This window comes from Alloacidobacterium dinghuense, from assembly GCF_014274465.1.
GTDB lineage: Bacteria > Acidobacteriota > Terriglobia > Terriglobales > Acidobacteriaceae > Alloacidobacterium > Alloacidobacterium dinghuense.
Window position 1 is genome coordinate 4,816,807 of record NZ_CP060394.1, and the last position, 24,554, is coordinate 4,841,360.

Below are 24,554 nucleotides of genomic sequence, written 5' to 3' on the forward strand. Positions count from 1 at the left end.
GGAAGACGACACGCCACATTCAATTTCATCGGATCATTTGAGAAGTGATGCGCGCGAACGAGCTACTCATTTAGTTATCAGTATCGCCCGCGTCGCCATCCTCAACCAAAACAGCGGAAAGGCCGACGAGGTCATAGCTCACCTGCTCCGCCCCAGTCGCTTGAAAGGTAATGCGCAAGGGTTCACGTTGCCATGTGGAAGGTGCGCAGGCAGGCTTCGGATGGTCTTCCGGGTCCCATACGCCGAGCTTCTTCGCGAGCACCGGCTTTCGCCCCGCGACCTGCGCAACTACCGCATAGAGCTGCCGTCCGCTCGACGCGAGTCCGCAATATGCAGCATAGTCCCGAAACCAGACGACACTAGAAACAGCCGGATCGTAATCCGGCAGCTTGATCGGTACGATATGTCCCGTAACCCGATCGACCAGCAACCATGGACCGCGCTGCCAGACCCAGTGTTCGGTCTTATCTGTGGGGAGGGCATCATTCAGTCGGATCGCGCGACGCACCGCGAAGCTGCGGTCCGTCACATCGTGCGCTTCACCTGTTGTCCATTCCTTGATTTTGGCGTCGATCACCAGCGGGCGAACGCGAAGCTCTTTTTCGTCAGGAGCGGCTCCGGCTGGGTCCCCGGTCACCGAGTAGGGCACTTTCTTCACGGCTCCCAGTGCAACCACATGGGCTTTGGCTGCGGCGAAGAGTAGGCCCGGTGAACTGACTACGAGAGCCAGGCCCCAAAGCACCGCATGTATCTGACCCATGGATTTCAGCCTAGGATGAGACCTCGGCACTCGGCAAGGCTATCTATCGGCTATAAGCCACAGCCGCTGTTACGAGAGTGACTTGACGACTACAGACTGTTTGCTGCAGCGAGAAGGAAGACCAGCGGAGCGTTCCAGTTGATCGCGATCTCATTCACCGAGTAAGCCCCCTGATCATCGACATACATGCGCATCGGCGGTCCAGGCGGCAACTCCTTCGCAACAGGATCAGCCGGATGCCGATTCGGGCCGCCCGAAAGCAGCCCAGGCCACGGTGCCGGAAGATGATCAGCAACACTGGGCCGATGATGCGGATGCTGAAAAGGCTGCGAGCCAAGTTGCGTCACCCATGAAGCCCCAAAGCAATTGCGCCCGACCAGATAGTGCAGATTTCCGAGCGCCGCCTCGACGAAATCGTTATTTGCGTGAAAATGGCTGGCAATCAACAGTAGCAGTGAATGATTTCCGGCAACCCCATTCGAACCCCAAACATAGTCCGCAGCAGCCAGCGTATTTCCGTAACCGTTACTGTTACTATTTGTCACGAGCGCTTCCGCAGCTTTGATCGTCGCGTCCTGAATCGCGCTCAGCAAACCCAAAGTATCCTTGCGTGAAGCAAGCGCGTATGTCCAATAAGCGAGCGCCGAAAGCGCACTCCAAGAAGGCGCGTTAATCGCAATCGATTCAGGCTTCTCAGCGCCCGCGCCAAAAGCCTTCTGATACTGCGCGTCGCCGGTTGTCCGCCACAGCTCCGCCGACGCCCACAGCAACTCATCGCCGCAGTCATCGTCACCATATTCCCCGGTACCCACATCCGGCGGATTATGAAACAACACATTGGGATTGCTCGTAGCCCACTCCCACGCCTTGCGCGCCGCCGTAAGACAGCGCTTGGCATACGCAGCGTCGTACGCCCCATAGCAGCGAGCCGCAATCGCCATCACCGCCGCAAAGTCCGCGCTTGCGCATGTGCCCTTGTATGCCGGAGCGCCCGTGCCGATTACATAACTCGTCAGCGTGTCATCCTGCGGCATAATGAATGGACAGAACTGCAAACTCGTCTGCTTGTGCCACACTCCGCCGTCGGTATCCTGCAGCGTCATCATCCAGTCCAGGTTCCAGCGCACCTCGGCCAGAAAATCCGGCAGTTTCCCGCCAGACTCCGGAATCTGAAGCGCAAGCTTGCTCAGTGTGCTCTGATATAGCTCCCACGCCCACAGCAGCGTACCGGTGCTGATGCCCGAATTCGCGATATAGCGCCCGTAATCGCCCGCATCATGCCAGCCACCCCTGTTCTGCAACGGGCCAGTCTTTCCCGACGAAGCGTGATACGCCGCTGTCAAATGACACACCGGGTGCGCATAGCCCCCGCCGAGATCGACATGGCATCCGCAGCGCTGTCCATAGAAGGCCCGCATCGTCAACTTGAGAGCATCATGGTAAACATCGCCATCGATGCGAAACGCCGGCGACTTCTGCCCCGAATCAAGCTCAAGGATGAAATTCCCCGGCGCGGTCAGCGCTGAAAAATTAGCCGTCTGCAGTGTATCTCCCGAAGCAGCATCAGCCAGAGGAGCATCCAGTTGTCCGCGATACACAACCTTATCGCCGCCAACAGACCGCACCACAAACGACGTTGCCCTCGCATTCACACTCGCGCGCTTCGCCCGTGCAGGCAAATAGCCCACCTGATTGAGCGCAATCGCCAGCGCATTTTCAGGCGCGGCAGCCCTGGCCAAACCCAATGGCAATGCAGAATAGACAGCACCCGCCCCCAAGTAGCGAGCGGAGGAGGAGAGAAACTCGCGGCGGCGCATACGGCTTCATTCTCACACATCGCCGCTATACTGGCATCGCCGGAGGAAAGCTACTTGTCCGATCGCCGCACGAAGATTTTCGCAGCACTGATTATTGCCTCATCTATTTTGACTCTCACGCACATTGCAGCCGCGCAGCAACCTGCCCCGCTCGCTCTCATCCCTCAGCCCAGAGAAACCCGCCTCGTCTCGACCATCCCGCTCACCAAAGGAATCGCTATCGAAGCGCCCGGTGGCGACGTAGAGGACACCTTCGCAGCCGAAGACCTCAAAGACACGCTGCACTCCTACGGCATAGAGCAGAACGCCAAAGCCTCGGTCCGCGTCATCCTCTTGCGCAAAGACAACTCCCACGCACGCGAAGCCCTCGAAACCAACCACATCGCCTTCGATCCCGCGATGCACGATGAAGGCTACGCGCTCATTCCCAAAGGCGACACGCTCTACGTCATCGCTGAAACTTCCGCCGGAGTCTTCTACGGCGCACAGACCGTCAAGCAACTCGTCACCAAGCAAACCGGATCATGGGCGCTTCAAGCCGCCCTCATCCGCGACTGGCCCGCACTCTCGCACCGCGCTGCCGATGACGACCTCTCGCGCAGCGGCATGCCCACACTCGAATACCAGAAGAAGCAGATCCGCACCTTCGCCGCCTTCAAGTTGAACGCCTACTCGCCCTATTTCGAATTCACCCTCCGCTATAGCGGTAACCCCGTCCCCGCACCGAGCCCCGGAACTCTCACACGCGAAGACGTGGCCGCACTCGTCCGCTACGCGCAGCAGTACCACATCACCATCATTCCCGAGCAGGAAGCCTTCGGCCATCTCTACCGTGTTCTCGCCTACGACAAGTACCTCGACCTGGGCGAAACGCCGCACGGCGACGTCCTCGCTCCCGGGGAGCCCGGATCGCTCCAGCTCATCAAGTCATGGTTCACTGAGATCGCCCAGAACTTCCCCGGCCCCTACATCCACATCGGCGCCGATGAAACCTTCGGCTTAGGCCGCGGAAAAACTCAATCAGAGGTCCAGAAGCGCGGCCTCGGCCCTGTCTACGTCGATTTCCTGCTCAACATCGCCCATGAACTCGCCCCGCTGCAAAAGAAAATCCTCTTCTGGGGCGACGTCGCCATGAATGACCCCGAGCAGGTCAAGCGCCTGCCCAAAGACCTCATCGCCGTCCCCTGGTGGTACGACCCCGAGCCCAGCTTCGACAAGTACATCAAGCCTTTCACCGACGCGGGCCTCGAAACCTGGGTCGCGCCCGGCGTCGACAGCTGGCTCAAGGTCTACCCCAATAACGACGTCGCCCTGCGCAACATCCAGGGCTTCCTCCGCGACGGCCAGCGCATGGGCGCAAAAGGCGCCATCACCACCATGTGGAACGATCAGGGCGAGACCCTATTTGATCAGGTCTGGTACGGCATGCTCTTCGGCGCAGCCGCCAGCTGGCAGCAGGGCGAGAGCAGCATCCCCCAATACCAGCAGAGCTTCGCGCAGGCCTTCCACAACGACTGGTCCGGCAAGATCAACCAGGCGCAATTCGAAATCATCGCCGCGCACCAGGCGCTCGAAAAAGTAAAGATCGACGACGCCAGCAACAACCTCTTCTGGCTTGACCCATGGAGTCATGACGGCCAGACCATGGCCGACAAGATCCGCCCCGCACTCCGCGACCTCCGCCTCCACGCCGAACAAGCCATCACCCTCGTCGAGCAAGCCAAAGACGAGAACCCCGACCTCACCAACCGCAACGCCCTCGACGCCCTCGAACTAGGTGCGCGCCGCATGGACTTCATCGGCATGAAGTTCGAGTTCGCCGACGAGATGGCCGCCATGTACTCCAAGGTCTACGCCGAGCAAAACGATCCCGCCAAAAACGATGAAGTCGACGCCCTCTTCTCCCTCATCACCGACATGAACGACGGCCGCTGCGATCAGCTCCGCGACGGCTACACATTCACCCGCGAGCTCTACGAAGACGCCTGGAAGAAAGAAAACCGCCCCTACTGGCTCGGCAACGTGCAGGTCCGCTACGAGGCCGCACAGCTTCTCTGGCACACCCGCTGCACCCAGCTCCGCCAGCTCTTCGACGACCACGACAACAACAAGATTCCGCTGCCGCCCGCGTCATCCCTGGGCATCCCCACCCCAAAAGTCCCATAAAAATCTTTTTTGCTGAAGCGAAAGGGGATTCTCAGGCCACCATAAATCGCGGTAGAGTAACGGCGATGAGTAAGAAGTGGGCCTTCTGTCTGGTTTCGATCCTGGTGCTGGCGGTGCTCCTGTACCCGGAAAGGCTGACCATTGTCCCCGCGTTCCATGTCAAGCTCGTCGACCAGTCAGGCGACCCGCTCGCCAATACGGCGGTCAGCGAGTTGTGGCAACACAACTGCGCGCAGCGGCTCGAAACCCTTCAGCAGGTCATGACGAACACCCAGGGAGAGGTTGACTTACCCGAGCGCACCTTGCGGGCCTCATTAATAGAACGCACCCTGGGCTGCCTTCGTCAGATAAGCCGCGAAGGTCTCGGTACCAGCTGCGGCAGTCATTTCTCCATCGTCGCCGCAGGCGACCTCAAGGAAGTAGCGCGAACCGAAACCGTCGCCGGCGTTCTAAAAAGTAAGCATTCCTTACTCCTCACCGTGAAGCACTGTAACCCCGAAGAACTCTAGGGAGAGGGCCAACTTGATCCGGGCGTGAAGTTACCGAAAACCAGACTTTTCGGGCATCAGCCCTTGCGCTCGGCGAGACTTGCCGGAACAATCCGCAGTTCTTTCGCGTACCTATCAAAAGAGAGAACTTTCTGCGTCTGGGTTAGATCAGGTCTGGTCCTGAACCTTCGGATGGATGTGCGAGGAGTGATTATGCGAAAGACTATTTCTGCTGCTGCTCTGGCTGGGCTATTGCTGCTCACTATGGAATTTCTCCATGCGAATGCGGCTCCCGTGTCGAATGAAGACGGTGGCACAGTCGTTATCGTCTTCAAGGATGGACATCAGCAAAGCATTCCTGTCTCGATCATCGCAGCAATGGAATTCAAATCGGGCTCGGGTGTTGTAACACCGATGGCGATTCCTGTCCCGCTCGTGCCGAGCAAGCGCCATTTTGTGGGCAAATGGTTGGTAGGAAAAGGAAATGGGGATTCGTTCTACATCACCCTGGAAGAGAATGGCGAGGCCGCCAAGTCGTTCGGAGCCGCCCATGGCACATGGACCTACGTGGATGGGGAGGCGCGTATTACTTGGGATGACGGCTGGCATGATGCCATCCGAAAGGCCGGATCCAAGTATGAGAAGTTCGCTTATGCTCCGGGAAAGTCGTTTTCAGACGACCCAGCGAACGTAACCGAGGCCCGTAGTCTCAATCCGCAGCCAATTTAGGATCCAGGTAAGCCTCTTACAGAGCGGATGAACGCTTCTCATTGCATTACACCCATTGCAAGCGCAGGTGCCGGAGATAAAGCGGAGATGTAAGATTTTTGGTCTGAGCAGGTTTCTCGGACTTCTTTATGGTGTCGGGGCGGGGCTAGCCACACTTCTTGAGTGTGAGCGTTTGCTTCTTGATAGTTGCTTACAGACGGCGGCGCGCGGCGACGCAGAGCACATAGGGAATGAACTTCCTTGAAAACGGCCTTATCGATAACCACAACCTGGTAGAAACTTAAATTGACCCATTACCGAACTCCAGGCCTTCACGACCATCAGCGTCATTTCCCGATACAATCAGGAGTTCCCGTATGCCACACACTCCTGTTCTCCTAGTTCACGGCGGAGCCTGGGCCATTCCCGACGACATGGTCGAAGCCCACCAGCGCGGCGTCGCCAACGCCCTCTCCACCGGACATGCCCTGCTTAGCAAAGGAGCTTCCGCCGTTGACGCCGTCGAGGCCGCCGTAGCCGTCCTCGAAGACGACGACACCTTCGACGCCGGACGCGGCAGTTTCCTCACTCGCGATGGCCGCGTGCAGCTCGACGCCCTGCTCATGGACGGTGGCAGCATGCGCGCCGGAGGCGTCGCCTGCGTCGAGCGCCTGCGCAACCCCATCCACGCCGCGCGCCTCGTCCTCGACAAGAGCCCGCACGTCTACTTCGTCGGACAGGGCGCCGAAGAGTTCGCCCAGCAGCACGGCATGCAGCTCATCGACAACTCCGAGCTGGTCCTCGACCGCGAGCGTCAGCGCCTCGAAGAAGCACAGGAAAAAGAACGCGCCGGCCTCCCCGATCTCACCTTCGCCGGAGACGACAAGTCCCCCGAAACCGCGGCCTTTGCCTCGCACGAAGCCATCGGTCTCGATACTCACGACACCGTAGGCGCCGTTGCGCTCGACTCCAGGGGCAAGATCGCTGCCGCCACCTCGACTGGAGGCACCCTGAACAAAGCCCCCGGCCGTGTCGGCGACTCATCCCTCATCGGCTGCGGCTGCTACGCGGACAACTCTAGCGCCGCCGTCTCGCTCACCGGATGGGGCGAGCCCATCATGAAATTAGTGCTGGGGAAATGGGCCGTCGATCGCGTGCAGATGGGCCGAGCCCCCGAACAGGTCGCCCCCGACGCCATCGCCTACCTCTACAAGCGCCTCGGCGGACACGGCGGCATCATCCTCCTCGCCCCCGACGGCCGCTACAGCATCGCTCACAACACCCCCCGCATGGCCTGGGGCATCTGCGACGCACAAGGCTGCCGCACCGGCATTCTGATTGAAGACGAGTAAGCCGCGCTCACTCGTACAGGGGAACGCTCTCGTCGGTGCTTGAGATGATTATCTTGCCTTGGACTGCGGTAGGCTTTCGCGCCGGGGGTAGGGAAGGGTTACTGTGATACCTCTCCCCGTTAAAGGAGAGCACCGCCTCGTAGGCGGATAGAATGCCACCTCCTTGCACGGTCACGCCGATATCTGGATAGCCATGACTCGTGGAGTGTAGCAGCCTAATAGGTAACTGAACGATTGTCACCCTGCCGAGAACCTTGAAAGATGATTCGATGGGCTCTAGGACGAGCATCGTGCATCCGCCACTGCCGCACCATCCTTGCCCTGAGAGATAAACAATATACTCTTTGGTTTTGCCGTCGTCGGTTTTCACACTAAAGGCAGTGACCCTGGTTGTCGTGTCAGGAGGGACCTTCCCGCCGAGGCTCAAGTAGCTCCGAAGGTAAGCCTTCAGTGGCCCGCTGGGGCCATTTGAAGCAACAACCTGCTGCCCCAGTGAAAGCCAGGTTGTTCCTGTCATCATTAGAAGCGCTGCACCAACAATGCTTGTCGCAAATCGCATTCTCATTCATTTGCAAACTTCAGCTTCGACTTGAGCCGCAAGTTTCCCTTTCCCGCACAACGACTGGGTGTTTGTTTCCATAGCATCAGGCAGGAAGAAGCCTTGAGTCTTGACCTCTGCACCTTGCTTGGCAGGATCCGGCAGCCAGAACCAACAGTTGTGCTTCTTGTCGCACTTGGCAGCGAAGAGAACTTTGCTCCGTCATGGAGCTTATCCATAAACCACTGCTTGTGCACATTGGGCGTCATGTCGTCGTCTGTCAAAGTACCGTCGTTTGTCAGAGGCTTGAACAGGAAGGTCTTGCCAAGAACAGAAGGCGTATAGATGGAATACATACCGTCATCTGTCCGGACGTAGTGGATGTTGTGGTCCGCCGTATAGATAGCAATTCCACGTGTTTCTCCATTGGAGTAGCTGCCGTCCCGCAGCCGTCCGGTAGACGGGAAAATTCCAACCTTGTACTCTGAGGCATGATCAGCAGCCAATGCCGATAAGGTTGAAAGGACCAGGGCAAACAGAAAAAGGATCTCATTGAGCAGTCTAGACAACAATTTATTTATTGGGAGATGACCCAATCATCCCATCTCTTGGCTTGATTGGCCAGCACTACTTATCACTCGCTGCAATCAAATCCAGCCCCAGATCTCGCAGAGACCTGGGGCTCAACTGACACGGCAGGCTTGATCAGAGGGACTCTCCGACCATCTCCTCACTCTTCTTCCAGAACTCCTCGGCATTCTCCAGATCGAGCGCATAACCACGCACGCCTTCGCTGTTGACGCTGATGGTCACGTCGTCCGGCACGACATTGCCGACACAGCAGTTCTCGCAATAGCAGCCACCGATCTCGTCCGCAGGAGCAACCACTCCCGCCCACACCGAAGTCGCGGCTCCCTGAGGAATCGTCTTCCACTGGAACGGTCCTTTGCATTTGTTTCTTCTACCTTCTCTGATGGCCTGAGCCGCATTCCTTTTTTTCTTAAAGAGGATGTTCACTGATCGGCGCATCTTCACTTCGCATCTATGCATGATGGAGGTGGCAAAATGCAGAAGGAAATCATTGGACACACGACGGCTGCGAGAAAAAGCCATGAGAACACCGAGTGGCTGGATCTGGAGTCGATGGCTCGCGTCGAACTCACCTCAGAAGACGCGTCTTTCCCGATCGAAAACGTGCTGAGCATGAACCCGGAGCGTAATCAGCTTGGATGGCGCGCCGCCAGTACCGGGCCGCAGACGATTGCGCTGGTCTTTACCGTGCCGACCCATCTCCGACGGATCTTCGCGCATTTCATCGATCACGAAGCAGAACGGTCGCAGGAGTTTGTGCTTCGCTACTCTTCGGCAAACGGACCGGGCCGGGAAATTGTGCGCCAGCAATGGAACTTCAGCCCCACGGGGTCATCGCAGGAGATCGAAGATTTCACCGTTGACCTCGCAGCGGTGACAAAGCTTGAGTTGGTGATTGACCCGGACCGTGGGGGCGGGCAAAACCGCGCCACACTCAACGCACTTCGACTGGCTTAGGCGCAACGGTGTTGAAGAGCATCAGCCGCGACTTGACTACCTCTTTCACCGAAGTGACGACAGAGGGAAGAATCTTGTAGGGGACGACCTCATCTTGTTTGTCGGAGAGACTCTTTTCAAGGCTGCTTCTCCAGGCAACCCGCAATTCCGTATTGATGTGGACGATGGTGATGCCGGCAGCGATAGCTCTGCGGAAATCTTCGTCATCGGTGCCCGAACCACCGTGCAGCGTTATGGGCACATTTGCAGCTTTCCTGATCGCGGCGATCCGTTCGATATTTAAATGTTGCTTCGTTGCGCCCTGCACCATGCTTCTCGACATACCGTGCATGCTGCCTACGGCCGGGGCGAGAATGTCGATGCCCGTTTCTTCGACGAATTGCCGCGCTTCTTCGGGAGTGGTGAGCGTTTTGGACAGGTCAGGCATCGCTTCCTTCACTTCGGAGCCAGTGCCGATGTCGCCGATCTCTCCCTCGACAAGCATGGAGGGATGGATCGTCTTCAGAGCGACGACAGCTTCGCGAGTTTTCCGCACGTTCTCTTCGAGCGGCAACGCCGAGAGGTCGAAGACAATGGAATCGAAGCCGGCCCTTGCCACTTCTTCCGCACTGGCGAGGGTATGCGTATGGTCCGCATTCAGGTAGATCGGCAAATCGAACTCGTCGCGGAAGCTCCTGACCAGGTCTGCGGTCTGGCGAACTCCCATAAAAGAGCGCTCGCCCTCGGACGCTCCAACGAGCACTGGAACCTTCAGTTCCCGCGCCGCTTCGACAACAGCTTTCAACAGGACGAGATCTGAAATATTGAAATGGCCAACCGCCGTCCCGTCTTGTTGCGCCTGCTGCAAAACTTCTCGTAGCGTATGCATGGAAATACACCTCTCTCGCGTTTTGATTCGCGGGCGGGGATAAAAGTTACACTGACAGGCCCGTGCTCTGCAGAATCCATAGTGCTCCGATGACGGCGACGAACAGGTAAATGTATTTTCAAGCTCCTCGGTTGCTGGCCATATCCAGCTTGACTTTAAAAGGCTGCTGGCAATGCTGCTGGCTTAAGCTTTTGCCGGAGAATTAAAATAAAACAGGAATGGAACCGATACGGATCGAACAGTTTTTCCTCGGATGTCTTGCGCACGCCTCCTATATGGTCGCATCGGAAGGCGTTGCCGCCGTGATCGACCCACAGCGCGATGTGGACATTTATGTTGACGCGGCGAAAGAAGCAGGCTGGCAGATCGAGCACATTATCGAAACGCACCTGCATGCCGACTTCGTATCCGGTCACCATGAACTGGCCGAGCGCACGGGGGCGCGCATCTATCTGGGCGATGGTTCCGGCGCGTCGTTCATGCATACAGCAGTCAAGGATGGCGACTCGATTCAGTTCGGCAATTGCCGGATTGATTTCATGCAGACGCCAGGCCACACGGTCGAGAGCGCCTGCGCGGTGTTGACCGACCTAGGCGAACCTTCCCGCCCAAAAGCTGTTTTCACCGGCGACACGCTCTTTGTGGGCGATGTAGGAAGGCCCGATCTCTCCGGAGATCACACGCCGCAGGAGCTTGCGGCGATGCTGTACCGGAGCTTGCATGAAAAGCTGCTGAAGCTTCCCGACGATACTGAAGTGTTTCCGGCGCATGGAGCGGGCTCACTCTGCGGACGACAGATGAGCTCAGAGCGCTCTTCTACGATCGGCAAGGAGCGACGCACGAACTACGCGCTCCAGGCGAAAAGCTCCGATGAGTTTGTCAGCCTTCTTACCGAAAGCCTGCCACCGCGGCCCGAGTATTTTGGCTACGACGTGGAGCTGAATCGAAGAGGAGCTGCCGCGCTCGAACAGCTTCCGCAGCTTACTCCGTTGCGCGCGTCTGAAGTGCTTCGTCTGCAGTCGGAAGGCGCGGTTGTTCTCGATACACGTCCGGCAATGGACTTCGCGGTCGCGCATGTGCCAGGGTCGATCCATATCGCGCTCTCCGGACAATATGCGTCGTGGGCTGCGCGCATTCTTGGACTGTACAAGCGCATCATCCTTGTCGGCGAAGACGCGGATCATCTGCGGGAATCTCAGTTGCGCCTGGCCCGCGTTGGCATTGAGAAGGCGGACACCTATCTCGAAGACGGCGTCTCGGGATGGGTGAAGAGCGGATACGAACTCGATTACATTCCGCAGGTTTCAGCTACAGAACTGGCTGACTTGCTGGATCAAGATGACGTCAGCGTTCTGGATGTTCGCGAATCCACCGAAGTGCAGGGCGGAGCGATTGAGAATTCCATTCGCATTCCGCTAGGCCAGCTGCCGGCTCGAACTGACGAACTGGATCACGATAAGCTGATGGTGGTTCATTGCAAAGGCGGATATCGCAGCTCCATCGCTACGAGTATCTTGCGGCGCGCCGGCTTCCGCGACGTTGCAAACCTTACAGGCGGACACGATGCGTGGCTCGTGCGCAACAATGAAATGGCGGGCTCGCAACTCTAGTCGCACAATCAGAACCACAGACCCGTCGCAGTTCTCTGGGCTAACGAATTACTTTGATCGAGGCCAGCGCGGTAAGTCCCAACCCTCGTCCGCAATCGGTCGCGTAGGCAACGGTTGCATTGTCCAGCCACGCAGGCGCGAACGCATTGCAGTCGCCGAATGTGAGCTGGCGTTCGTCATGGCTGGCAACGCTCATTGTCATCAGCTGCCAGCGATTGAAGAGCAACTTGCGAAAGGCTATCTGCTGCCCGTCGGGAGAAACGGCAGGGGCTTCCACTTCTTCGCGGTCAGCGATCAGGACAGCCGGCTGGCTGCCGGGAGTGACCTGATAGATATTCGTTCTGCCATTCACGCGCGCAGAAAAGACGACTTCTCCGGAAGGTGTCAACGCGGCATCGCGAACATCATAAGGTTCGCGCACCAGCTCAGCATCGCTGAGCAGGGCTGGTGCGCCGGTCCGCGCTGCGAGGTGTGCGATGCGGAGCTGGCCTCGACCTTTTTCTTCGCGGATGTACACCAGTAACGCTCCGTCGGTCGAAATTGCGGGAGACTCGGCGTTTTGGATCTGCATCTCAGGCGAATCTCCAAGCGTGATGCGCGAGCCGCCTTTGTCGGCCAGCTCCGGGATCACGCGCGATTGATTTCTGGTTGTAGCTGATGAGAGCTGATCGGATGCAGTATGCTCCCACGCCATCTGTCCGTTTTGGTCAACAATTTGATATCCGGACCGGCTCATCACTGTTGCCACAAAGCCATCGTCCAGGGGATGGACGCCAGTCGCGAGCAGTGGATGGATAGGAAATCGCAATCGCGAACGGATATCTTCTTCGAGGTGAGAAAAGTGATGCTGATAGCTCGTGAACCCGGCAATCCAGAACACTCCTGAGAGCGCTGTAAGTGGAATGGCATTCAACAGGATGTTTTTGCGGCTTTCCGGTGTATAAGCCTCGCGCCAAACGCAGATCACGAGGACAATCCAAAGGAGCAATTCGATCCACAAGCGGGAAAAAGCAAGCACCGTCTGGAATGTAAATGCACTGCTTTTCGGAGGCGGACCCACCACATTGCAGATGATGAAATAGAGCAATACTACGATCCCCAGCCGAAGATATTGTTGCCTCTTGACCAGAACATCCGCGGCGAGAATGATCGGAAGGATCATTACGACGAAGTGGTAGCTCGAAGGCACGGGCGACAAAATGAGCAGGGCGAGCAGAAAAATGGCCCACTCCAGTTTTTCCGTATCACGATCGCGCGATGAAGGTCGAATGCTCAGAAACAACGGGAACCACACTGCAACCTGCCACAGCGGATAGAAGATCGAGTAGAGGGCCGGTCGATTCCACACGGGTGTCGGATTCAGATCCGGCTCAAGAATAAAAAGCCGATGCAAGAATGCGGCCGCCGACGCAGCCTGAGGGCTGTAAGGGTCGATCACCTCACCCTGCATGCTGCGAGGAAGAATCTGAGTGATGTAGATGTGCATGAGATGGCTGCCAAAACACAGATAGCTGACGCCGAGCAGCGCTGCCGTTCCAGCCACCACGGAAAGGGCTTCGCGCCACTGGCGCTTCCACGCGAAGTAGAAGACGAATAGAAGTGGATATACCTTCAAAGCTCCAGCGAGCGCCACGAGTGATCCGCAAACGATACCGCGCTCGCGTAGACGAAAAAAATATGCGAGCGACAACAGTATCAGCACCAAGATATGCATTTGCCCAAGAATGAAACTCGACCGCAACGGAATGACTGCTAGCAGTGTCAGAATCCAGATGCGACGCCGACCGAGCCGGGTCACGCGCTGGAGCGTCTCGGATGTTCCGAACAGGAATAGAAGACTCGCAACGATCCAGAACCGCTTGGCGATAAGCGCCGCAAAGCCGGCCAGCGGCAACACAGGCAATGCAGAAAACGGAGTGAGTCCGGCGAAGCCGACCAGCGACTGGTCAAGTCCCCAGTGGTCTTTGATTCTCTGCAGCCATATCCAATCGTAGATGCGATCGAGGCTGTAGCCTTCGCGTAGGAGACGTGCGACAAGATAGTAGTTTGGAAAGTCAGAATGGAGACCGCGCCAGCCCGGCAGCACTCCCCTCGCCAGCAGAAGACATGCAAGAAACGCCAAGCAAAACAATTCGATGCACGGCCATAGTTTCGTGTGCAGGCGAGTCGTGGCATCCTTCATAAGCAATTCCGACTCTACAGCAGCGGGCCAACGGGAGCACCTGCTATTCTCACCTTCATGCAGGCACTCCCTTCATTCAAACTTGATGGACAGATAGCGCTGGTCACCGGCGCAGCGCGCGGATTAGGCCGCGCCATTTCTCTCGCGCTCGCCGAAGCAGGCGCAGACGTAGCGATGGGCTTGCGCGATCTCAAGGCTGATTCCGGCCTTGCGGCGGAGATAGCTGCGCGAGGTCGCCGCGTGCTGCCTCTACAGATGGAGATGACCAGCCTTGAGCAGATTACAAGCGCTGTTGACGAGGCGGTAAATCACTTTGGGCGGCTCGACATCCTGGTGAACAACGCTGGTGTCGCGCCGGATAATCTCGCGGAAAATGTCGTCGAAAAAGATTTCGATTACACCCTGGCAGTCAACCTGAAGGGAACGTTCTTCGCGAGCCAGGCCGCCGGACGCGTGATGATCAAGCAGAAGTATGGGCGCATTATCAACATGAGTTCACAGGCTGGATTCGCCGCCCTGCCCACAGAGTCCATTTATTGCATGACAAAGGCAGGCATCGCGCACCTGACGAAATGTCTCGCCGTGGAGTGGGGCAAATACAACATCAATGTCAACGCAGTGGCGCCGACGTTCATTTACACAGACGGAACAAAGCCTGTGCTCTCCGATCCTGACTTCCATGCGGACACTGTAGAGCGCATCGCCGCTCTGCATCGCATCGGTGAGCCGATTGAGGTCGCAGGCGCTGTCGTCTTCCTTGCCTCGCAGGCCGCATCGCTCATCACCGGCCACACGCTGCTGATTGATGGCGGTTGGACCGCACGTTAATGCGGGCTGTTCGCGCCACTATCCTCATACTGCTAGTACTCGGCGGCATTGTTAATTTCCTCGACCGCAGCGCACTCTCGATTGCCAATACGACGATGCGTGGCGATCTGCATCTTTCCGCAACGGAGATCGGTGCGCTGCTCTCGGCTTTTTCGCTTGCTTACGGATTGGCGCAGTTGCCAGCTGGGTGGCTGCTCGACTCTGTTGGCCCAAGAACCGTTCTGAGCATCGGCATGCTGCTGTGGTCCGTCGCACAGATGGCGACCGGCATGGTATCGAGCTTCGCTGCACTCATCGCTACACGCGTTGGACTCGGCGTGGGCGAGGCTCCGTTTCTGCCGGGTGGATTCAAGGTGATCCACGACTGGTATGAGATGCGCTATCGTGGCGTGCCAACCGGCATCCTTAATGGCTCCACTACGGTAGGGCAGGCGTTCGCGCCACCTCTGCTGACGGTGCTGCTTCTTAGCTATGGCTGGAGAAGCATGTTCATTTCCATTGGATTGATTGGCGTGCTTGTGGGGCTGGCGTGGTATCCGGTTTATCGCGATCGTAACAGCGAAGATGAAGTATGGAGCGCCCCGAGGAGCGTGCGGACAGGTGGATGGAGGGATCTCTTCCGTCATCGCACCGTGTGGGGCATGATGCTGGGCTTCAGCGGCGTGAACTACACGGCATGGCTCTACCTCGCGTGGCTGCCGGGATACCTTGAAGCGGCGCACCACCTGAGCTTGCGAAAAACTGGCTGGCTTGCAGCCATTCCGTTCCTCATGGGGTCAGCCGGAATGCTCATCAGCGGCTTTGTTGCAGACGCGCTCGTCCGCCGGGGCTTCGAACCCCTGCGAAGCCGCAAGGTGCTCATTGTTTCCGGAATGATGTGCTCGGCTGTCTGCACCTTCGCGGTCACACATGTGTCAAGCAGCGGCACCTCTGTCGCGATCATCGGCATGGCGCTTTTCTTTATTCACTTTGCCGGAACATCGGCCTGGGGATTGGTGCAGGTTGCAGCGCCCGCACGTCTGGTAGGTTCAGTGGGCTCCCTACAGAACTTCTGCAGCTTTCTCTTCGCGTCGGTTGCGCCTCTGTTAACGGGGTGGTTTCTGGATCGCACTCATTCGTTTCAGATTGCGCTCGTTATCTGCGCTTGCGTTACATTTCTGGGAGCAATGGCTTATCTAACGCTCGTGCAAAAGCCGATTGAAGCAGCCTAATCCAGCATGCGAATCAACTCCTGCTCTCCATCAAGCAGGTAGAACGCGATAAAGGTCATCGGCTCAGAATCGGATGCATTGCCGAAATTTGCTATGACGACATCGGCAGGCTCATAGAAGGCCGATCCGGCGGGCAGCGTCTGCGCCTCTTCGCCTTCGATCTGATAGACAGCAGTGCCGGAAACGATGTATCCCAACACGGCACATGGATGCAGATGCCGCCCACTCTGCTGGCCCGCTTTAAGGCGTATTCCCCGCACATCTGCGGAAGTGACATTTCTGTTTCCAAGCACCGCTGTCAGAAGCTGCTTTCGCTGGATTGTCTTTTGTCCCATGGGCATTCGATGCCTTGTCTCCGCAAAGTTTCCTCGCCGATATATGCTGGTTGGCATGAAGGTCGGCGTATTCACTCCATTGCTCTCGCAGCTGCCGCTCGATCAGGTTTTGACGAAGCTCAAAACCCTCGGCATCGATACGGTTGAACTCGGCACAGGCAACTATCCCGGCGACGCACATTGCAAGCTCTCCATGCTCGATGATGCGTCGGCGCGCGCAACATTCAAGCAGACACTTGCCGATCACGGCGTAACGATCAGCGCGTTGAGTTGCCACGGCAACCCTCTGCATCCGAACAAAGACATCGCGCGACAACACAGGGCAACGAGCCGCCAGACCATCCTGCTTGCAGAAAAGCTGGGAGTGCCGGTGACGGTCGATTTCTCGGGATGCCCCGGCGATTCGCCGGACGCCAAGCAGCCGAATTGGGTGACCTGCCCGTGGCCTCCGGACTATAGCGACCTGCTGAAGTGGCAATGGGACGAGGTTGTCACACCGTACTGGACGGAGCATGCGAAGTTTGCTGCCGATCATGGCGTGAAGATCGCCATCGAGATGCATCCAGGATTTGTGGTCTACAACCCGGAGACGATGTTGAAGCTGCGATCCATTGCGGGCCCGAGCGTGGGCTGCAATTTCGATCCGAGCCATATGTTCTGGCAGCAGATCGATCCCGTCGCAGCGATTCGCGTACTCGGCGATGCTGTCTTTCACGTCCACGCCAAGGACACGCAGATCTATGCTGCGAACCTGCCGACTACGGGCGTGCTCGACACAAAGGCTTACACCGATGAACGCAATCGCGGCTGGATTTTCCGCACATGCGGCTATGGACACGGCGAATCATGGTGGCGCGAATTCGTTTCTACGCTGCGGCTCTTTGGTTACGACAACGTGCTTTCGATCGAGCATGAAGACAGTCTGCTATCGCCGGAAGAAGGCCTGACGAAAGCAGCGAGTCTCCTGAATTCGATTGTCATTCGGGAGCAACCCGCTGCGGCGTGGTGGGTCTAAGAATCTGCGCCCCGACTGTGCCGAAAACGTGAGGGCTCATTTAACTCTGCGCTTTCGGGTTGCCTGGGGAAACATTAATTTCGCCTCTAAATGTAGCTATTTCGCTTACATATTCGGCAACGCGACCGCGACAAGTTGCTTCTCATGGAGGGTGCTCCATTAGTTCCCCGGAGATGCAACACCATGCGCGGTACAGCGCAGTTAAAGATTTACTTATTTCTACTCAGTGTCGCTGTTCTTGTTTCACCTCTGGCTTGCAAACGCGGGCACAGCCAGGTTGCAGCGGCGTCCATAACTCCCACACCAGAGACTAAGCCAGCTCCGCCTACGCCGCTCGCGGTGAAGAAGGCAGAGCTGGGAGATGACACAACGTGGAATCCGGAGTGGGACAATGTTGTCGAAACCGCCATTCCACCGGAACTACTTTCATCCCGCGTGCCGCGTGATGTTCGCCGCTTCTGTCCTCGCTTTTACCAGATGGAGGAAATCGACAAGCGTGCCTTCTGGGCGTATTTCTTTCAGGCTCTTGCAGGCGCAGAAGCTGGGCTTAATCCACGCACGAATGTGCGGCACACCGAACCGGAGGTTGCTGTGGTGGACGCCGTGACACATCAGCTCGTGCACAGTGAAGGCCTGCTGCAACTGACCTACGAAGATCAGCAACGCTATGGCTGCGACTTCAACTGGGAGGTCGACCGCCATCTTCCGCCGCACGATCCGCAACGAACCATCCTGAATCCGGAAAACAATCTGAAGTGTGGCATCAACATTTTGAGCAATCAGATTATCGATCAGCACAAGTCGCTTTTTGCTCACACTTCATACTGGTCAACCTTGCAGCCGGGGACTGTCAGCTTCCGTGTGTTCGTGAAGCAGATGACCAATCCACCGGAATCCTGTGGCCTGCACAAAGCCGCAGTCAAGCATCGTTCTGTTGACAAAGGAACGGCCGAGGTGGCTTCTTCGCTGAGGTAAATCAGCCGAAGAAGCCGTTCCATGGAAATGCCGCGCTGCCGCAAATGGTGAGGACCGGGCAGCGCGCGCTTGCCAGCACCTTGTAGGTCACGCCAGCTGGAACGTGCGTGCGCAGATGGATCGCTGGTCGAACGCCCAGCACGACCAGATCGGCGTTGCCGTCATTTGCCAGCTTCAGAATCGTAGATGGAGCCTCGCCCTGCTTCACCACACATTCCGGTGAGCACCATTCCCTCACTTCTTCCGGAACCATGGCATTCAGTTCATCGAGGAACGAGTCGCGCAACGATCCAGCGCAAATCCCCATGCGATCCAGAATAATGTGGCAGAGCGTTACTCGCGCTTTGCTCTCTTGTGCCAGCGATAGCGCATAGAGTGCCGCATGGGCTGTGTCGGGAGTAAAGTCCGTTGCGTAGAGAATGTGCGACCAGGACACATTGTCGCCGTCTGGAATTACGCATTCAGGACCGACCGTCAATACCGGGCAGGTGACATGGCGCAAAACGTCTTCGGCTGTCGATCCCAGAATAAAGCGCTCCAGATTCCTCTTACCTTTAGTACCCATCACGATCAGGTCGGGCCTGAACTCCCGCGCATATTCGATGATCGACGACGCAGGATTTACTCCAGTCAGGACAATCCCTTTTTCAATGATGTGTTCGCGACGAAGCTCTTGCCGCACCTTGCGAATACCTTCCTCGCCAATCTCTCTCAGATCCGGCATGGAAAAACCTACAGCGGCCTCGGGAGATTGTGTTGCGAGTGACAGGTCGACGACATGGGCGGCGGTAACGGCGGAGCCAAAATGGTGCGCAAGCTTCTTCACATATGCGAGGGCCTTCAGTGAGCTCTCAGAAAAGTCGGTTGCAAAAAGTATCTTTTCGACGGTGAGTGCGATGGGCTGGCCAATGACTGGCATAACGCCCTCCTTTCTGATCCCGGACTTAGCATCGCTCAATCGCTTCGATCTTTCCGTGATTCCGGACACTACCAGATGTGATCATGGTCACATCCAGGCAATCGGCTCTTTTGATAAAAATGATTTGTTCTCCTCGCGTTTCGCGAAAGCGCATACTATGCGTATCGTTATGCCAGCGCCGACGATCCCATCGACTGACTCCTGCAAGGATTGCACCCTGCGCGGGGTGCGCATGTTCTGCAACCTGCACGACGATGCGCTGAATCATCTGGATCAGATGGGTGTCCAGGTCCGCTATCCTGCGCGGGTGAACATCTTTCAGCAGGGAGAGAAGGCGCGTGCGCTGCACGTTCTGTGCTTCGGACATGTAAAGCTCTTCACCACTTCTCGCAGAGGCAAAAGCATGATTCTCAAAATCGCATGGCCCGGAGACGTGCTCGGCCTGAGCGCCGTGCTGAGCCAGGGCGACTATGAGGTGACGGCGGAAACCCTCGAACCTTGTCAGGTGAAGACGTTGCGTCACGACGAATTCCTCGCCTTCATCGACAAATTCAGTGAGGCTGGACGGCATTCGCTCGAAAGCATGGCGAGCGAGTATCAATCAGCATTTCGCGATGCGCGGCGACTTTCGCTTGCCGGCTCGGCCGCTTCTCGGCTTGCGAACGTGCTGCTCGACCTTGCGCGGAATGCTGTAGACGACAGGAAAGAGCTGCGTTTCAACATTGCGTTGACGCACGAAGAGCTTGGCAATCTTGCGGGGCTTTCCCGTGAGACGGTGACACGCCTGCTCGGAAAATTTCAGCGTGAAGGACTGCTCAGAATTAAAGGGGCCTCCATCACCATCGCTGACCAGAGCCGCTTCAGCCGTATAACTGAAGGCTGAGCCCCGCCCGATATTCAAAGCCAACTCCACCTGCTGACGTTTAGAATGGCGAGCATACTCGCCGCTCAGAGATGGACGTCTACCTCCACATCAGAGTCCTGTTGAGCATGATCCTCGGCCTGGGGGTCGGCCACCTGCTACGCGGAGTCTCACGCATCGTTCAGCACCCCACAAAGATTAGGGTGTACTGGGTTCACCTCGTCTGGGTACTGTTCGTGTTCCTCTATCTGATCCATTTCTGGTGGTGGGAGTTCTACCTCCAGAAAATCCCGCAGTGGACCTTTCCTCTCTATTTCTTCCTCGCTCTTTACGCCACGCTCCTCTTTCTGCTGTGCTCATTGTTTTTCCCCGATGAAATGAGCGAATACGACGGCTACCGCGATTACTACTACTCGCGTAAGCGATGGATTTTCAGCCTGATGATTATTCTTTTCGCCGCCGACACACTGGACAACTTTATCAAGGGCAGCGATTATTTTGCGCGCCTTGGAGTCTTCTACGAGATTCGCATAGGCTCTTACATCCTGTTTTGTCTGCTGGCCATCTGGGCGAAAAGCCCGCGCTTCCATGCTTTTTTCGCTATCTTCGCCCTCATAACTGAGGTGTTGAATATCCTCAAACGTTACCTCACCATTCACTGATTCGGGTCTAAGATAGTCACGCGTAGAGGAGATCGTATGTGGATCATCATTCGAGCGGGAATAGGGTTTCTATGTTGTCTTTGGATGCTGCAGCCGATGCACGCCCAATCCACGCCCGCTCAATCGACGATGGATGAACAGTGCCAAGGATCCACCGTCGACTCGCAGGGTCCGGAGACGGCAACTGCCGCCCGCGCATTTCTCGCCGAGTTGCAGGCCGCCGTCAAAGCGAACGACAAGGCCAAGATCGCGCGCATGGTTTCATACCCGATGAACTTCGTACAAGGTACTAAACGTGTGCACATACGAGACAAGCAGACCTTTCTCGCGCGCTACGACACCATCTTCACCGAACATGTGCGTACTGCCATCCTCGCGCAATCCTCCCATTGTCTGTTCGGCAATGCCAATGGAGAAATGGTCGGCCATGGAGAAGTGTGGTTCACAGAACTCGGAGATGGCTCGGTGAAAATCATTACCGTGAACACTTCTTCAGGAATGTAGCCGCTACAGTTACGTTTTCGCTTCCAACTTCGCCAGAAAATGCCCAAGCTCTGCCGGCAGTGACGCAGACAACTCCAGCAATTTACCGGTACGCGGATGCGCAAATGCAAGCTCTGCCGCGTGAAGGAAATTGCGGTCGAGCGCAATTGCGTCTTCACCTGATGAGGGTCGTTTATTCTTCGCCGGAACACCGATTTGCGCTGGCGCACCGTAGAGCGTGTCGCCAACCACGGGATGTCCAATGGAAGCCATGTGCACGCGAATCTGATGGGTGCGGCCTGTCTCAATGCGCACGCGCACCAGCGTGAAGGGACCGAACTTTGAATCGATACGCTTCACAGCTTCATAGTGTGAAATCGCCATGCGACCGCCGGTAGCGCGGCGTGTGGTCATGCGCGTTCGCCGGATCGCGTCGCGGCTGATTGCTGCATTGATCGTTCCCGCATCCTGCTTCAATGAGCCATGCACCAGCGCGATGTAGGTCTTGCGCATCTGACGGCGCGAGAACATCTCTGCCAGCTTCAGATGCGCCGCGTCGTTTCGTGCGATGATGATGAGCCCGCTCGTCTGCTTATCGAGCCGATGCACGATACCGGGACGCAGTTCGCCGCCGGTCGACGAAAGCTGCCGGTAATGATGCAGCAAGGCATTCACCAGCGTGCCGCGATTTCGCGCATCGTCTGTCGCGCCCGATCCGGCATGCACCATCATGCCCGCGGGTTTGTTCACGACGGAGAGATCGTCGTCCTCATATAGGATGTCCAGCGGAATCGCCTCGGCTACGGCTCGCAGCGGAGGCAGAACGGGCTCACCGTGCACCTCCACGACTTCACCACCGCGCAGTTTGAGCGAAGCCTTCCCCGGTTTGCCATCAACCACGACACTTCCCTGTGAGAGCAGCGTTTGCACGCGCGAGCGGCTCACACCTTCAAGCTGCGTTGCAAGCCACGCGTCCAGGCGTTTGCCCGTAGCTTCCGATGAAACAGAATAGGTGGCACTCTCCGGCATGATCTGACTGATTTTACAGGCTGCTATGGCTGCGGCTTGCCCGGGCCATCCAGTCCCGGAGGCCAGAATGGATAGTTCGGCGCTGCAGGCGGCATGGGCGGCGCGTCGGTTGGCAACCAGTTTTCATGAATCAACCAGTTGCGCAGCAGCAGCGGCCAGGTTGCCAGCTCGGGAATTGATCCGCACAAGCCGCAGCCGTGATCCGCATAGTCGTAGATGTGAAGCTCTACCGGAATATGGGCGCGTTCCAGAGCGCGATAAAGATCGAGACTGTTTTCGACCGGCACCGTAGGATCACCGGTTGTCGCGAAGAGGAAGGTCATCGGCGTCTGGGCGTTCACGCCGAGCTGGTTGGAAAACTTCTGCTGCATTTGCGCGTACGGCATTTCACCGAGCAGATTGTTCATTGAGCCGGTATGAGCAATCGGCGGCTGCATACTGACCACCGGATACGAGAGGATCATGAAATTCGGCCGCGCATCCGTCTGGTCGATGGAGTCAGATTTTTCCGGCAGCGGCGGAGCATCGTTGCCATGCACGCCCAGCGTCGAAGCAAGGTGCCCGCCCGCTGACGATCCCCACACGCCGATGCGGTTCGGGTCGATACCGTAATCGGCTGCGTGCGATCGCACATAGCGCATGCCGCGCATGCCGTCCTGAATCTCAACCGGATATTGATACGGTGCCACGCGGTAGTCGAGAACAAAGGCAGTTACACCCTGCGCATTCAACCAGCGCGCGTACTGGATTCCCTCGTGCCCCATCGATACGTGGGCATAACCACCGCCGGGAATTACCAGCACAGCGGTGGTCGTCGATTTGGTCTGCGGCGGGAACGCGTACAGGCGAGGCTTATCCGCCTCGGTATCGCCGCGCGCTCCGGGCGCGCCGTTTGGCCAAAGAGGAATGGCAGGGGGCAGGCTCTTGAGAATCTCCAAGGGCGAAGGTGCTGCTGTCTGTGCGGCCGCTGGAATGGATGACGCTGAAAAAAGGGAAGTAAGAAGCGCGAAAGAACAGAGGGAGAGAATCTTCATCCGCGCCAGTATACGTGGCTTGCCCAGTCACATGGGATTGCACGCCGTATCCCCTCGCTGTCTGATCTTGGTGACCCTTTCAGCTGCCATGTAGAATGACGGCAGCCACAATGAAGACGGTCCTTGCCTCAAAGTTTCTCCTGCCTTGCGTGCTTGCAGCTGGTTTTCCTTTTTCTGTTGCGACTTTTTCCCGGGCGCAATCACAGACGGCACCTGCCCCGACTCCGCCGCTTGCGCAGACGCAGCCTGCCATTCCCGCGAAATCGGCTGGGCAACAGCCGAACGGTCAGCCGCCAAATGGCCAGCAACCGGGCGATCAGCAATATACGATCACGGCGACAGCCAACGAAGTCGATCTCGTCTTCACGGTCACGGATAAGCACGGCCGCTTCATCAAGGACCTGCAGCAGCGCGATTTCGCCCTGCTTGACGATCAGAAAGCCCCAGCGCAGGTTTACAGCTTCACCCAGCAGACGAATCTGCCCCTGCGTGTCGGGATTGTGATCGACACCAGCACTTCCATTCGGCAGCGCTTCTCGTTTGAGCAGCAGGCGGCAGCGGAATTTCTCTTCAAGAGCATCCAGCCGAGGTCGGATAAGGCCTTCGTGATGGGCTTCGATGTCACACCCGACTACAAGCAAGACTGGACCAACAATCTCGACCTGTTGAACACCGGCATCAACGCTCTGCGCTCGGGCGGCGGCACCGCGCTCTTTGATGCAATCTACTCGGCATGCCGGGATAAGCTGCTCGACGCCTCTCGCGGACAGGAACCCGTACGTAAGGCTATCGTGCTCGTTTCCGATGGCGACGACAACCAGAGCCACGCTTACCTGACCGATGCCATCAAGGAATGCCAGCGGGCTGAAACCATCGTCTACGCCATCAGCACCAACGTGAGCCCGAGCCGCGACCGCGGCGACGACACGCTCACGAAAATTGCAGAAGCCACCGGCGGCCGCGCATTCTTTCCCAAGCGCATGGAAGACATGTCACTGAATTTTGCGGACATCGAAGACGAATTGCGCAGCCAGTACGCGCTGGTTTACAAGCCTGCGGACTTCATCGCAAACGGAGCCTTTCGAACGATCTATCTTTTCTGTCTCGACCGGCGATACACGGTACGCGCGCGTCAGGGCTACTTTGCGCCAAAGTCGCAATAGC

The 24,554-nt window shown here is 57.3% G+C and carries 25 protein-coding genes; 14 read left to right on the forward strand and 11 right to left on the reverse strand.

The window, feature by feature from the left end; all coding sequences use genetic code 11:
• Positions 1 to 70: 70 nt before the first annotated feature.
• Together H7849_RS20035 and H7849_RS20040 are read right to left on the reverse strand one after the other, a co-directional pair.
• On the reverse strand, positions 71 to 760 hold the full coding sequence (locus H7849_RS20035; RefSeq protein ID WP_186741917.1) for a hypothetical protein: 690 nt from the start codon (positions 758 to 760) through the stop codon (positions 71 to 73).
• An 89-nt stretch (positions 761 to 849) separates the two neighbouring features.
• The gene (locus H7849_RS20040; RefSeq protein WP_186741919.1) at positions 850 to 2,577 is read right to left on the reverse strand and encodes a glycoside hydrolase family 9 protein; all 1,728 of its coding nucleotides are present in this window, start codon (positions 2,575 to 2,577) and stop codon (positions 850 to 852) included.
• 54 nt (positions 2,578 to 2,631) lie between these two features.
• On the opposite strand from H7849_RS20040, the gene H7849_RS20045 reads away from it, so the two are divergent.
• The 4 genes from H7849_RS20045 (at position 2,632) to H7849_RS20060 (ending at position 7,291) form a co-directional block, all read left to right on the forward strand.
• The gene (locus tag H7849_RS20045) at positions 2,632 to 4,743 is read left to right on the forward strand and encodes a glycoside hydrolase family 20 zincin-like fold domain-containing protein (protein WP_186741921.1); all 2,112 of its coding nucleotides are present in this window, start codon (positions 2,632 to 2,634) and stop codon (positions 4,741 to 4,743) included.
• A gap of 65 nt (positions 4,744 to 4,808) precedes the next feature.
• The gene (locus H7849_RS20050) at positions 4,809 to 5,252 is read left to right on the forward strand and encodes a hypothetical protein (protein ID WP_186741923.1); all 444 of its coding nucleotides are present in this window, start codon (positions 4,809 to 4,811) and stop codon (positions 5,250 to 5,252) included.
• Between the two features lie 192 nt (positions 5,253 to 5,444).
• Positions 5,445 to 5,960 (forward strand): hypothetical protein, encoded by a 516-nt coding sequence (locus H7849_RS20055; RefSeq protein ID WP_186741925.1) that lies wholly within the window; start codon positions 5,445 to 5,447, stop codon positions 5,958 to 5,960.
• 356 nt (positions 5,961 to 6,316) lie between these two features.
• On the forward strand, positions 6,317 to 7,291 hold the full coding sequence (locus H7849_RS20060) for an isoaspartyl peptidase/L-asparaginase (RefSeq protein ID WP_186741927.1): 975 nt from the start codon (positions 6,317 to 6,319) through the stop codon (positions 7,289 to 7,291).
• 7 nt (positions 7,292 to 7,298) lie between these two features.
• On the opposite strand, the gene H7849_RS20065 is transcribed toward H7849_RS20060, so the two are convergent.
• The 3 genes from H7849_RS20065 to H7849_RS20075 all read right to left on the reverse strand — a co-directional run bounded on the left by H7849_RS20065 (position 7,299) and on the right by H7849_RS20075 (position 8,858).
• Complete coding sequence (locus H7849_RS20065) at positions 7,299 to 7,850, reverse strand: hypothetical protein (RefSeq protein WP_186741929.1); 552 nt, start codon at positions 7,848 to 7,850, stop codon at positions 7,299 to 7,301.
• Positions 7,851 to 7,852: 2 nt separating this feature from the next.
• A complete protein-coding gene (locus H7849_RS20070; RefSeq protein ID WP_186741931.1) occupies positions 7,853 to 8,425 on the reverse strand; it encodes a hypothetical protein in 573 nt (190 codons plus the stop codon).
• Positions 8,426 to 8,534: 109 nt separating this feature from the next.
• The gene (locus tag H7849_RS20075; RefSeq protein ID WP_222439693.1) at positions 8,535 to 8,858 is read right to left on the reverse strand and encodes an SDR family NAD(P)-dependent oxidoreductase; all 324 of its coding nucleotides are present in this window, start codon (positions 8,856 to 8,858) and stop codon (positions 8,535 to 8,537) included.
• Positions 8,859 to 8,894: 36 nt separating this feature from the next.
• Here H7849_RS20075 and H7849_RS20080 point away from each other — a divergent pair, with 36 nt between their 5' ends.
• Positions 8,895 to 9,377, forward strand: a complete 483-nt coding sequence (locus H7849_RS20080) for a carbohydrate-binding protein (RefSeq protein ID WP_186741933.1) — start codon at positions 8,895 to 8,897, stop codon at positions 9,375 to 9,377.
• On the opposite strand, the gene H7849_RS20085 is transcribed toward H7849_RS20080, so the two are convergent.
• The gene (locus tag H7849_RS20085) at positions 9,355 to 10,245 is read right to left on the reverse strand and encodes a class II fructose-bisphosphate aldolase (RefSeq protein ID WP_186741935.1); all 891 of its coding nucleotides are present in this window, start codon (positions 10,243 to 10,245) and stop codon (positions 9,355 to 9,357) included. The genes H7849_RS20080 and H7849_RS20085 overlap by 23 nt on opposite strands.
• A 218-nt stretch (positions 10,246 to 10,463) precedes the next feature.
• On the opposite strand from H7849_RS20085, the gene H7849_RS20090 reads away from it, so the two are divergent.
• On the forward strand, positions 10,464 to 11,855 hold the full coding sequence (locus H7849_RS20090; protein ID WP_186741937.1) for an MBL fold metallo-hydrolase: 1,392 nt from the start codon (positions 10,464 to 10,466) through the stop codon (positions 11,853 to 11,855).
• 40 nt (positions 11,856 to 11,895) lie between these two features.
• On the opposite strand, the gene H7849_RS20095 is transcribed toward H7849_RS20090, so the two are convergent.
• Positions 11,896 to 13,977 (reverse strand): glycosyltransferase 87 family protein, encoded by a 2,082-nt coding sequence (locus tag H7849_RS20095; protein WP_186741939.1) that lies wholly within the window; start codon positions 13,975 to 13,977, stop codon positions 11,896 to 11,898.
• Between the two features lie 33 nt (positions 13,978 to 14,010).
• On the opposite strand from H7849_RS20095, the gene H7849_RS20100 reads away from it, so the two are divergent.
• Both H7849_RS20100 and H7849_RS20105 read left to right on the forward strand, forming a co-directional pair.
• Positions 14,011 to 14,865: an SDR family NAD(P)-dependent oxidoreductase gene (locus H7849_RS20100; RefSeq protein WP_222439694.1), complete on the forward strand. Its 855-nt coding sequence runs from the start codon at positions 14,011 to 14,013 to the stop codon at positions 14,863 to 14,865.
• Positions 14,865 to 16,076, forward strand: a complete 1,212-nt coding sequence (locus H7849_RS20105) for an MFS transporter (protein ID WP_186741940.1) — start codon at positions 14,865 to 14,867, stop codon at positions 16,074 to 16,076. The genes H7849_RS20100 and H7849_RS20105 overlap by 1 nt, the downstream gene beginning before the upstream one ends.
• On the opposite strand, the gene H7849_RS20110 is transcribed toward H7849_RS20105, so the two are convergent.
• Positions 16,073 to 16,417: a cupin domain-containing protein gene (locus tag H7849_RS20110; protein WP_186741942.1), complete on the reverse strand. Its 345-nt coding sequence runs from the start codon at positions 16,415 to 16,417 to the stop codon at positions 16,073 to 16,075. The genes H7849_RS20105 and H7849_RS20110 overlap by 4 nt on opposite strands.
• On the opposite strand from H7849_RS20110, the gene H7849_RS20115 reads away from it, so the two are divergent.
• Both H7849_RS20115 and H7849_RS20120 read left to right on the forward strand, forming a co-directional pair.
• Entirely contained in the window at positions 16,410 to 17,426 is a 1,017-nt protein-coding gene (locus H7849_RS20115) for a sugar phosphate isomerase/epimerase family protein (RefSeq protein ID WP_432756505.1), read from the forward strand. The two genes, H7849_RS20110 and H7849_RS20115, sit on opposite strands and share 8 nt — an antisense overlap.
• Positions 17,427 to 17,609: 183 nt before the next feature.
• Positions 17,610 to 18,401, forward strand: a complete 792-nt coding sequence (locus tag H7849_RS20120) for a hypothetical protein (protein ID WP_186741943.1) — start codon at positions 17,610 to 17,612, stop codon at positions 18,399 to 18,401.
• A gap of 1 nt (position 18,402) precedes the next feature.
• Here the strand turns inward: H7849_RS20120 and H7849_RS20125 are convergent, their stop codons facing one another.
• Entirely contained in the window at positions 18,403 to 19,320 is a 918-nt protein-coding gene (locus H7849_RS20125; RefSeq protein ID WP_186741945.1) for a universal stress protein, read from the reverse strand.
• A 157-nt stretch (positions 19,321 to 19,477) separates the two neighbouring features.
• Here H7849_RS20125 and H7849_RS20130 point away from each other — a divergent pair, with 157 nt between their 5' ends.
• The 3 genes from H7849_RS20130 (at position 19,478) to H7849_RS20140 (ending at position 21,348) form a co-directional block, all read left to right on the forward strand.
• Positions 19,478 to 20,203, forward strand: coding sequence for a Crp/Fnr family transcriptional regulator (locus H7849_RS20130; protein WP_251106374.1), 726 nt, complete (start codon positions 19,478 to 19,480; stop codon positions 20,201 to 20,203).
• Positions 20,204 to 20,274: 71 nt separating this feature from the next.
• Positions 20,275 to 20,844, forward strand: coding sequence for a hypothetical protein (locus H7849_RS20135; RefSeq protein ID WP_186741947.1), 570 nt, complete (start codon positions 20,275 to 20,277; stop codon positions 20,842 to 20,844).
• 36 nt (positions 20,845 to 20,880) lie between these two features.
• Positions 20,881 to 21,348, forward strand: a complete 468-nt coding sequence (locus H7849_RS20140; protein ID WP_186741948.1) for a hypothetical protein — start codon at positions 20,881 to 20,883, stop codon at positions 21,346 to 21,348.
• 9 nt (positions 21,349 to 21,357) lie between these two features.
• On the opposite strand, the gene H7849_RS20145 is transcribed toward H7849_RS20140, so the two are convergent.
• Positions 21,358 to 22,356, reverse strand: coding sequence for an RluA family pseudouridine synthase (locus H7849_RS20145; RefSeq protein WP_186741950.1), 999 nt, complete (start codon positions 22,354 to 22,356; stop codon positions 21,358 to 21,360).
• A gap of 23 nt (positions 22,357 to 22,379) precedes the next feature.
• A complete protein-coding gene (locus H7849_RS20150; protein ID WP_222439695.1) occupies positions 22,380 to 23,294 on the reverse strand; it encodes an alpha/beta hydrolase in 915 nt (304 codons plus the stop codon).
• Positions 23,295 to 23,500: 206 nt separating this feature from the next.
• Here H7849_RS20150 and H7849_RS20155 point away from each other — a divergent pair, with 206 nt between their 5' ends.
• Positions 23,501 to 24,553 carry a VWA domain-containing protein gene (locus H7849_RS20155; RefSeq protein WP_186741953.1) on the forward strand — a complete coding sequence of 351 codons (1,053 nt, stop codon included), beginning with the start codon at positions 23,501 to 23,503 and terminating at the stop codon, positions 24,551 to 24,553.
• Position 24,554 lies beyond the last annotated feature (1 nt).

Bases quoted from the DNA above. Each gene is read 5' to 3' on its own strand.
- H7849_RS20155 (WP_186741953.1), top strand. From the start codon at position 23,501: ATGAAGACGGTCCTTGCCTCAAAGTTTCTCCTGCCTTGCGTGCTTGCA.
- H7849_RS20055 (WP_186741925.1), top strand. From the start codon at position 5,445: ATGCGAAAGACTATTTCTGCTGCTGCTCTGGCTGGGCTATTGCTGCTC.
- H7849_RS20085 (WP_186741935.1), bottom strand. From the start codon at position 10,245: ATGCATACGCTACGAGAAGTTTTGCAGCAGGCGCAACAAGACGGGACG.
- H7849_RS20075 (WP_222439693.1), bottom strand. From the start codon at position 8,858: ATGCGCCGATCAGTGAACATCCTCTTTAAGAAAAAAAGGAATGCGGCT.
- H7849_RS20140 (WP_186741948.1), top strand. From the start codon at position 20,881: ATGTGGATCATCATTCGAGCGGGAATAGGGTTTCTATGTTGTCTTTGG.
- H7849_RS20090 (WP_186741937.1), top strand. From the start codon at position 10,464: ATGGAACCGATACGGATCGAACAGTTTTTCCTCGGATGTCTTGCGCAC.
- H7849_RS20120 (WP_186741943.1), top strand. From the start codon at position 17,610: ATGCGCGGTACAGCGCAGTTAAAGATTTACTTATTTCTACTCAGTGTC.
- H7849_RS20135 (WP_186741947.1), top strand. From the start codon at position 20,275: ATGGACGTCTACCTCCACATCAGAGTCCTGTTGAGCATGATCCTCGGC.
- H7849_RS20050 (WP_186741923.1), top strand. From the start codon at position 4,809: ATGAGTAAGAAGTGGGCCTTCTGTCTGGTTTCGATCCTGGTGCTGGCG.
- H7849_RS20065 (WP_186741929.1), bottom strand. From the start codon at position 7,850: ATGCGATTTGCGACAAGCATTGTTGGTGCAGCGCTTCTAATGATGACA.
- H7849_RS20110 (WP_186741942.1), bottom strand. From the start codon at position 16,417: ATGCCCATGGGACAAAAGACAATCCAGCGAAAGCAGCTTCTGACAGCG.
- H7849_RS20040 (WP_186741919.1), bottom strand. From the start codon at position 2,577: ATGCGCCGCCGCGAGTTTCTCTCCTCCTCCGCTCGCTACTTGGGGGCG.
- H7849_RS20080 (WP_186741933.1), top strand. From the start codon at position 8,895: ATGCAGAAGGAAATCATTGGACACACGACGGCTGCGAGAAAAAGCCAT.
- H7849_RS20130 (WP_251106374.1), top strand. From the start codon at position 19,478: ATGCGTATCGTTATGCCAGCGCCGACGATCCCATCGACTGACTCCTGC.
- H7849_RS20125 (WP_186741945.1), bottom strand. From the start codon at position 19,320: ATGCCAGTCATTGGCCAGCCCATCGCACTCACCGTCGAAAAGATACTT.
- H7849_RS20145 (WP_186741950.1), bottom strand. From the start codon at position 22,356: ATGCCGGAGAGTGCCACCTATTCTGTTTCATCGGAAGCTACGGGCAAA.
- H7849_RS20035 (WP_186741917.1), bottom strand. From the start codon at position 760: ATGGGTCAGATACATGCGGTGCTTTGGGGCCTGGCTCTCGTAGTCAGT.
- H7849_RS20060 (WP_186741927.1), top strand. From the start codon at position 6,317: ATGCCACACACTCCTGTTCTCCTAGTTCACGGCGGAGCCTGGGCCATT.
- H7849_RS20115 (WP_432756505.1), top strand. From the start codon at position 16,410: ATGGGCATTCGATGCCTTGTCTCCGCAAAGTTTCCTCGCCGATATATG.
- H7849_RS20105 (WP_186741940.1), top strand. From the start codon at position 14,865: ATGCGGGCTGTTCGCGCCACTATCCTCATACTGCTAGTACTCGGCGGC.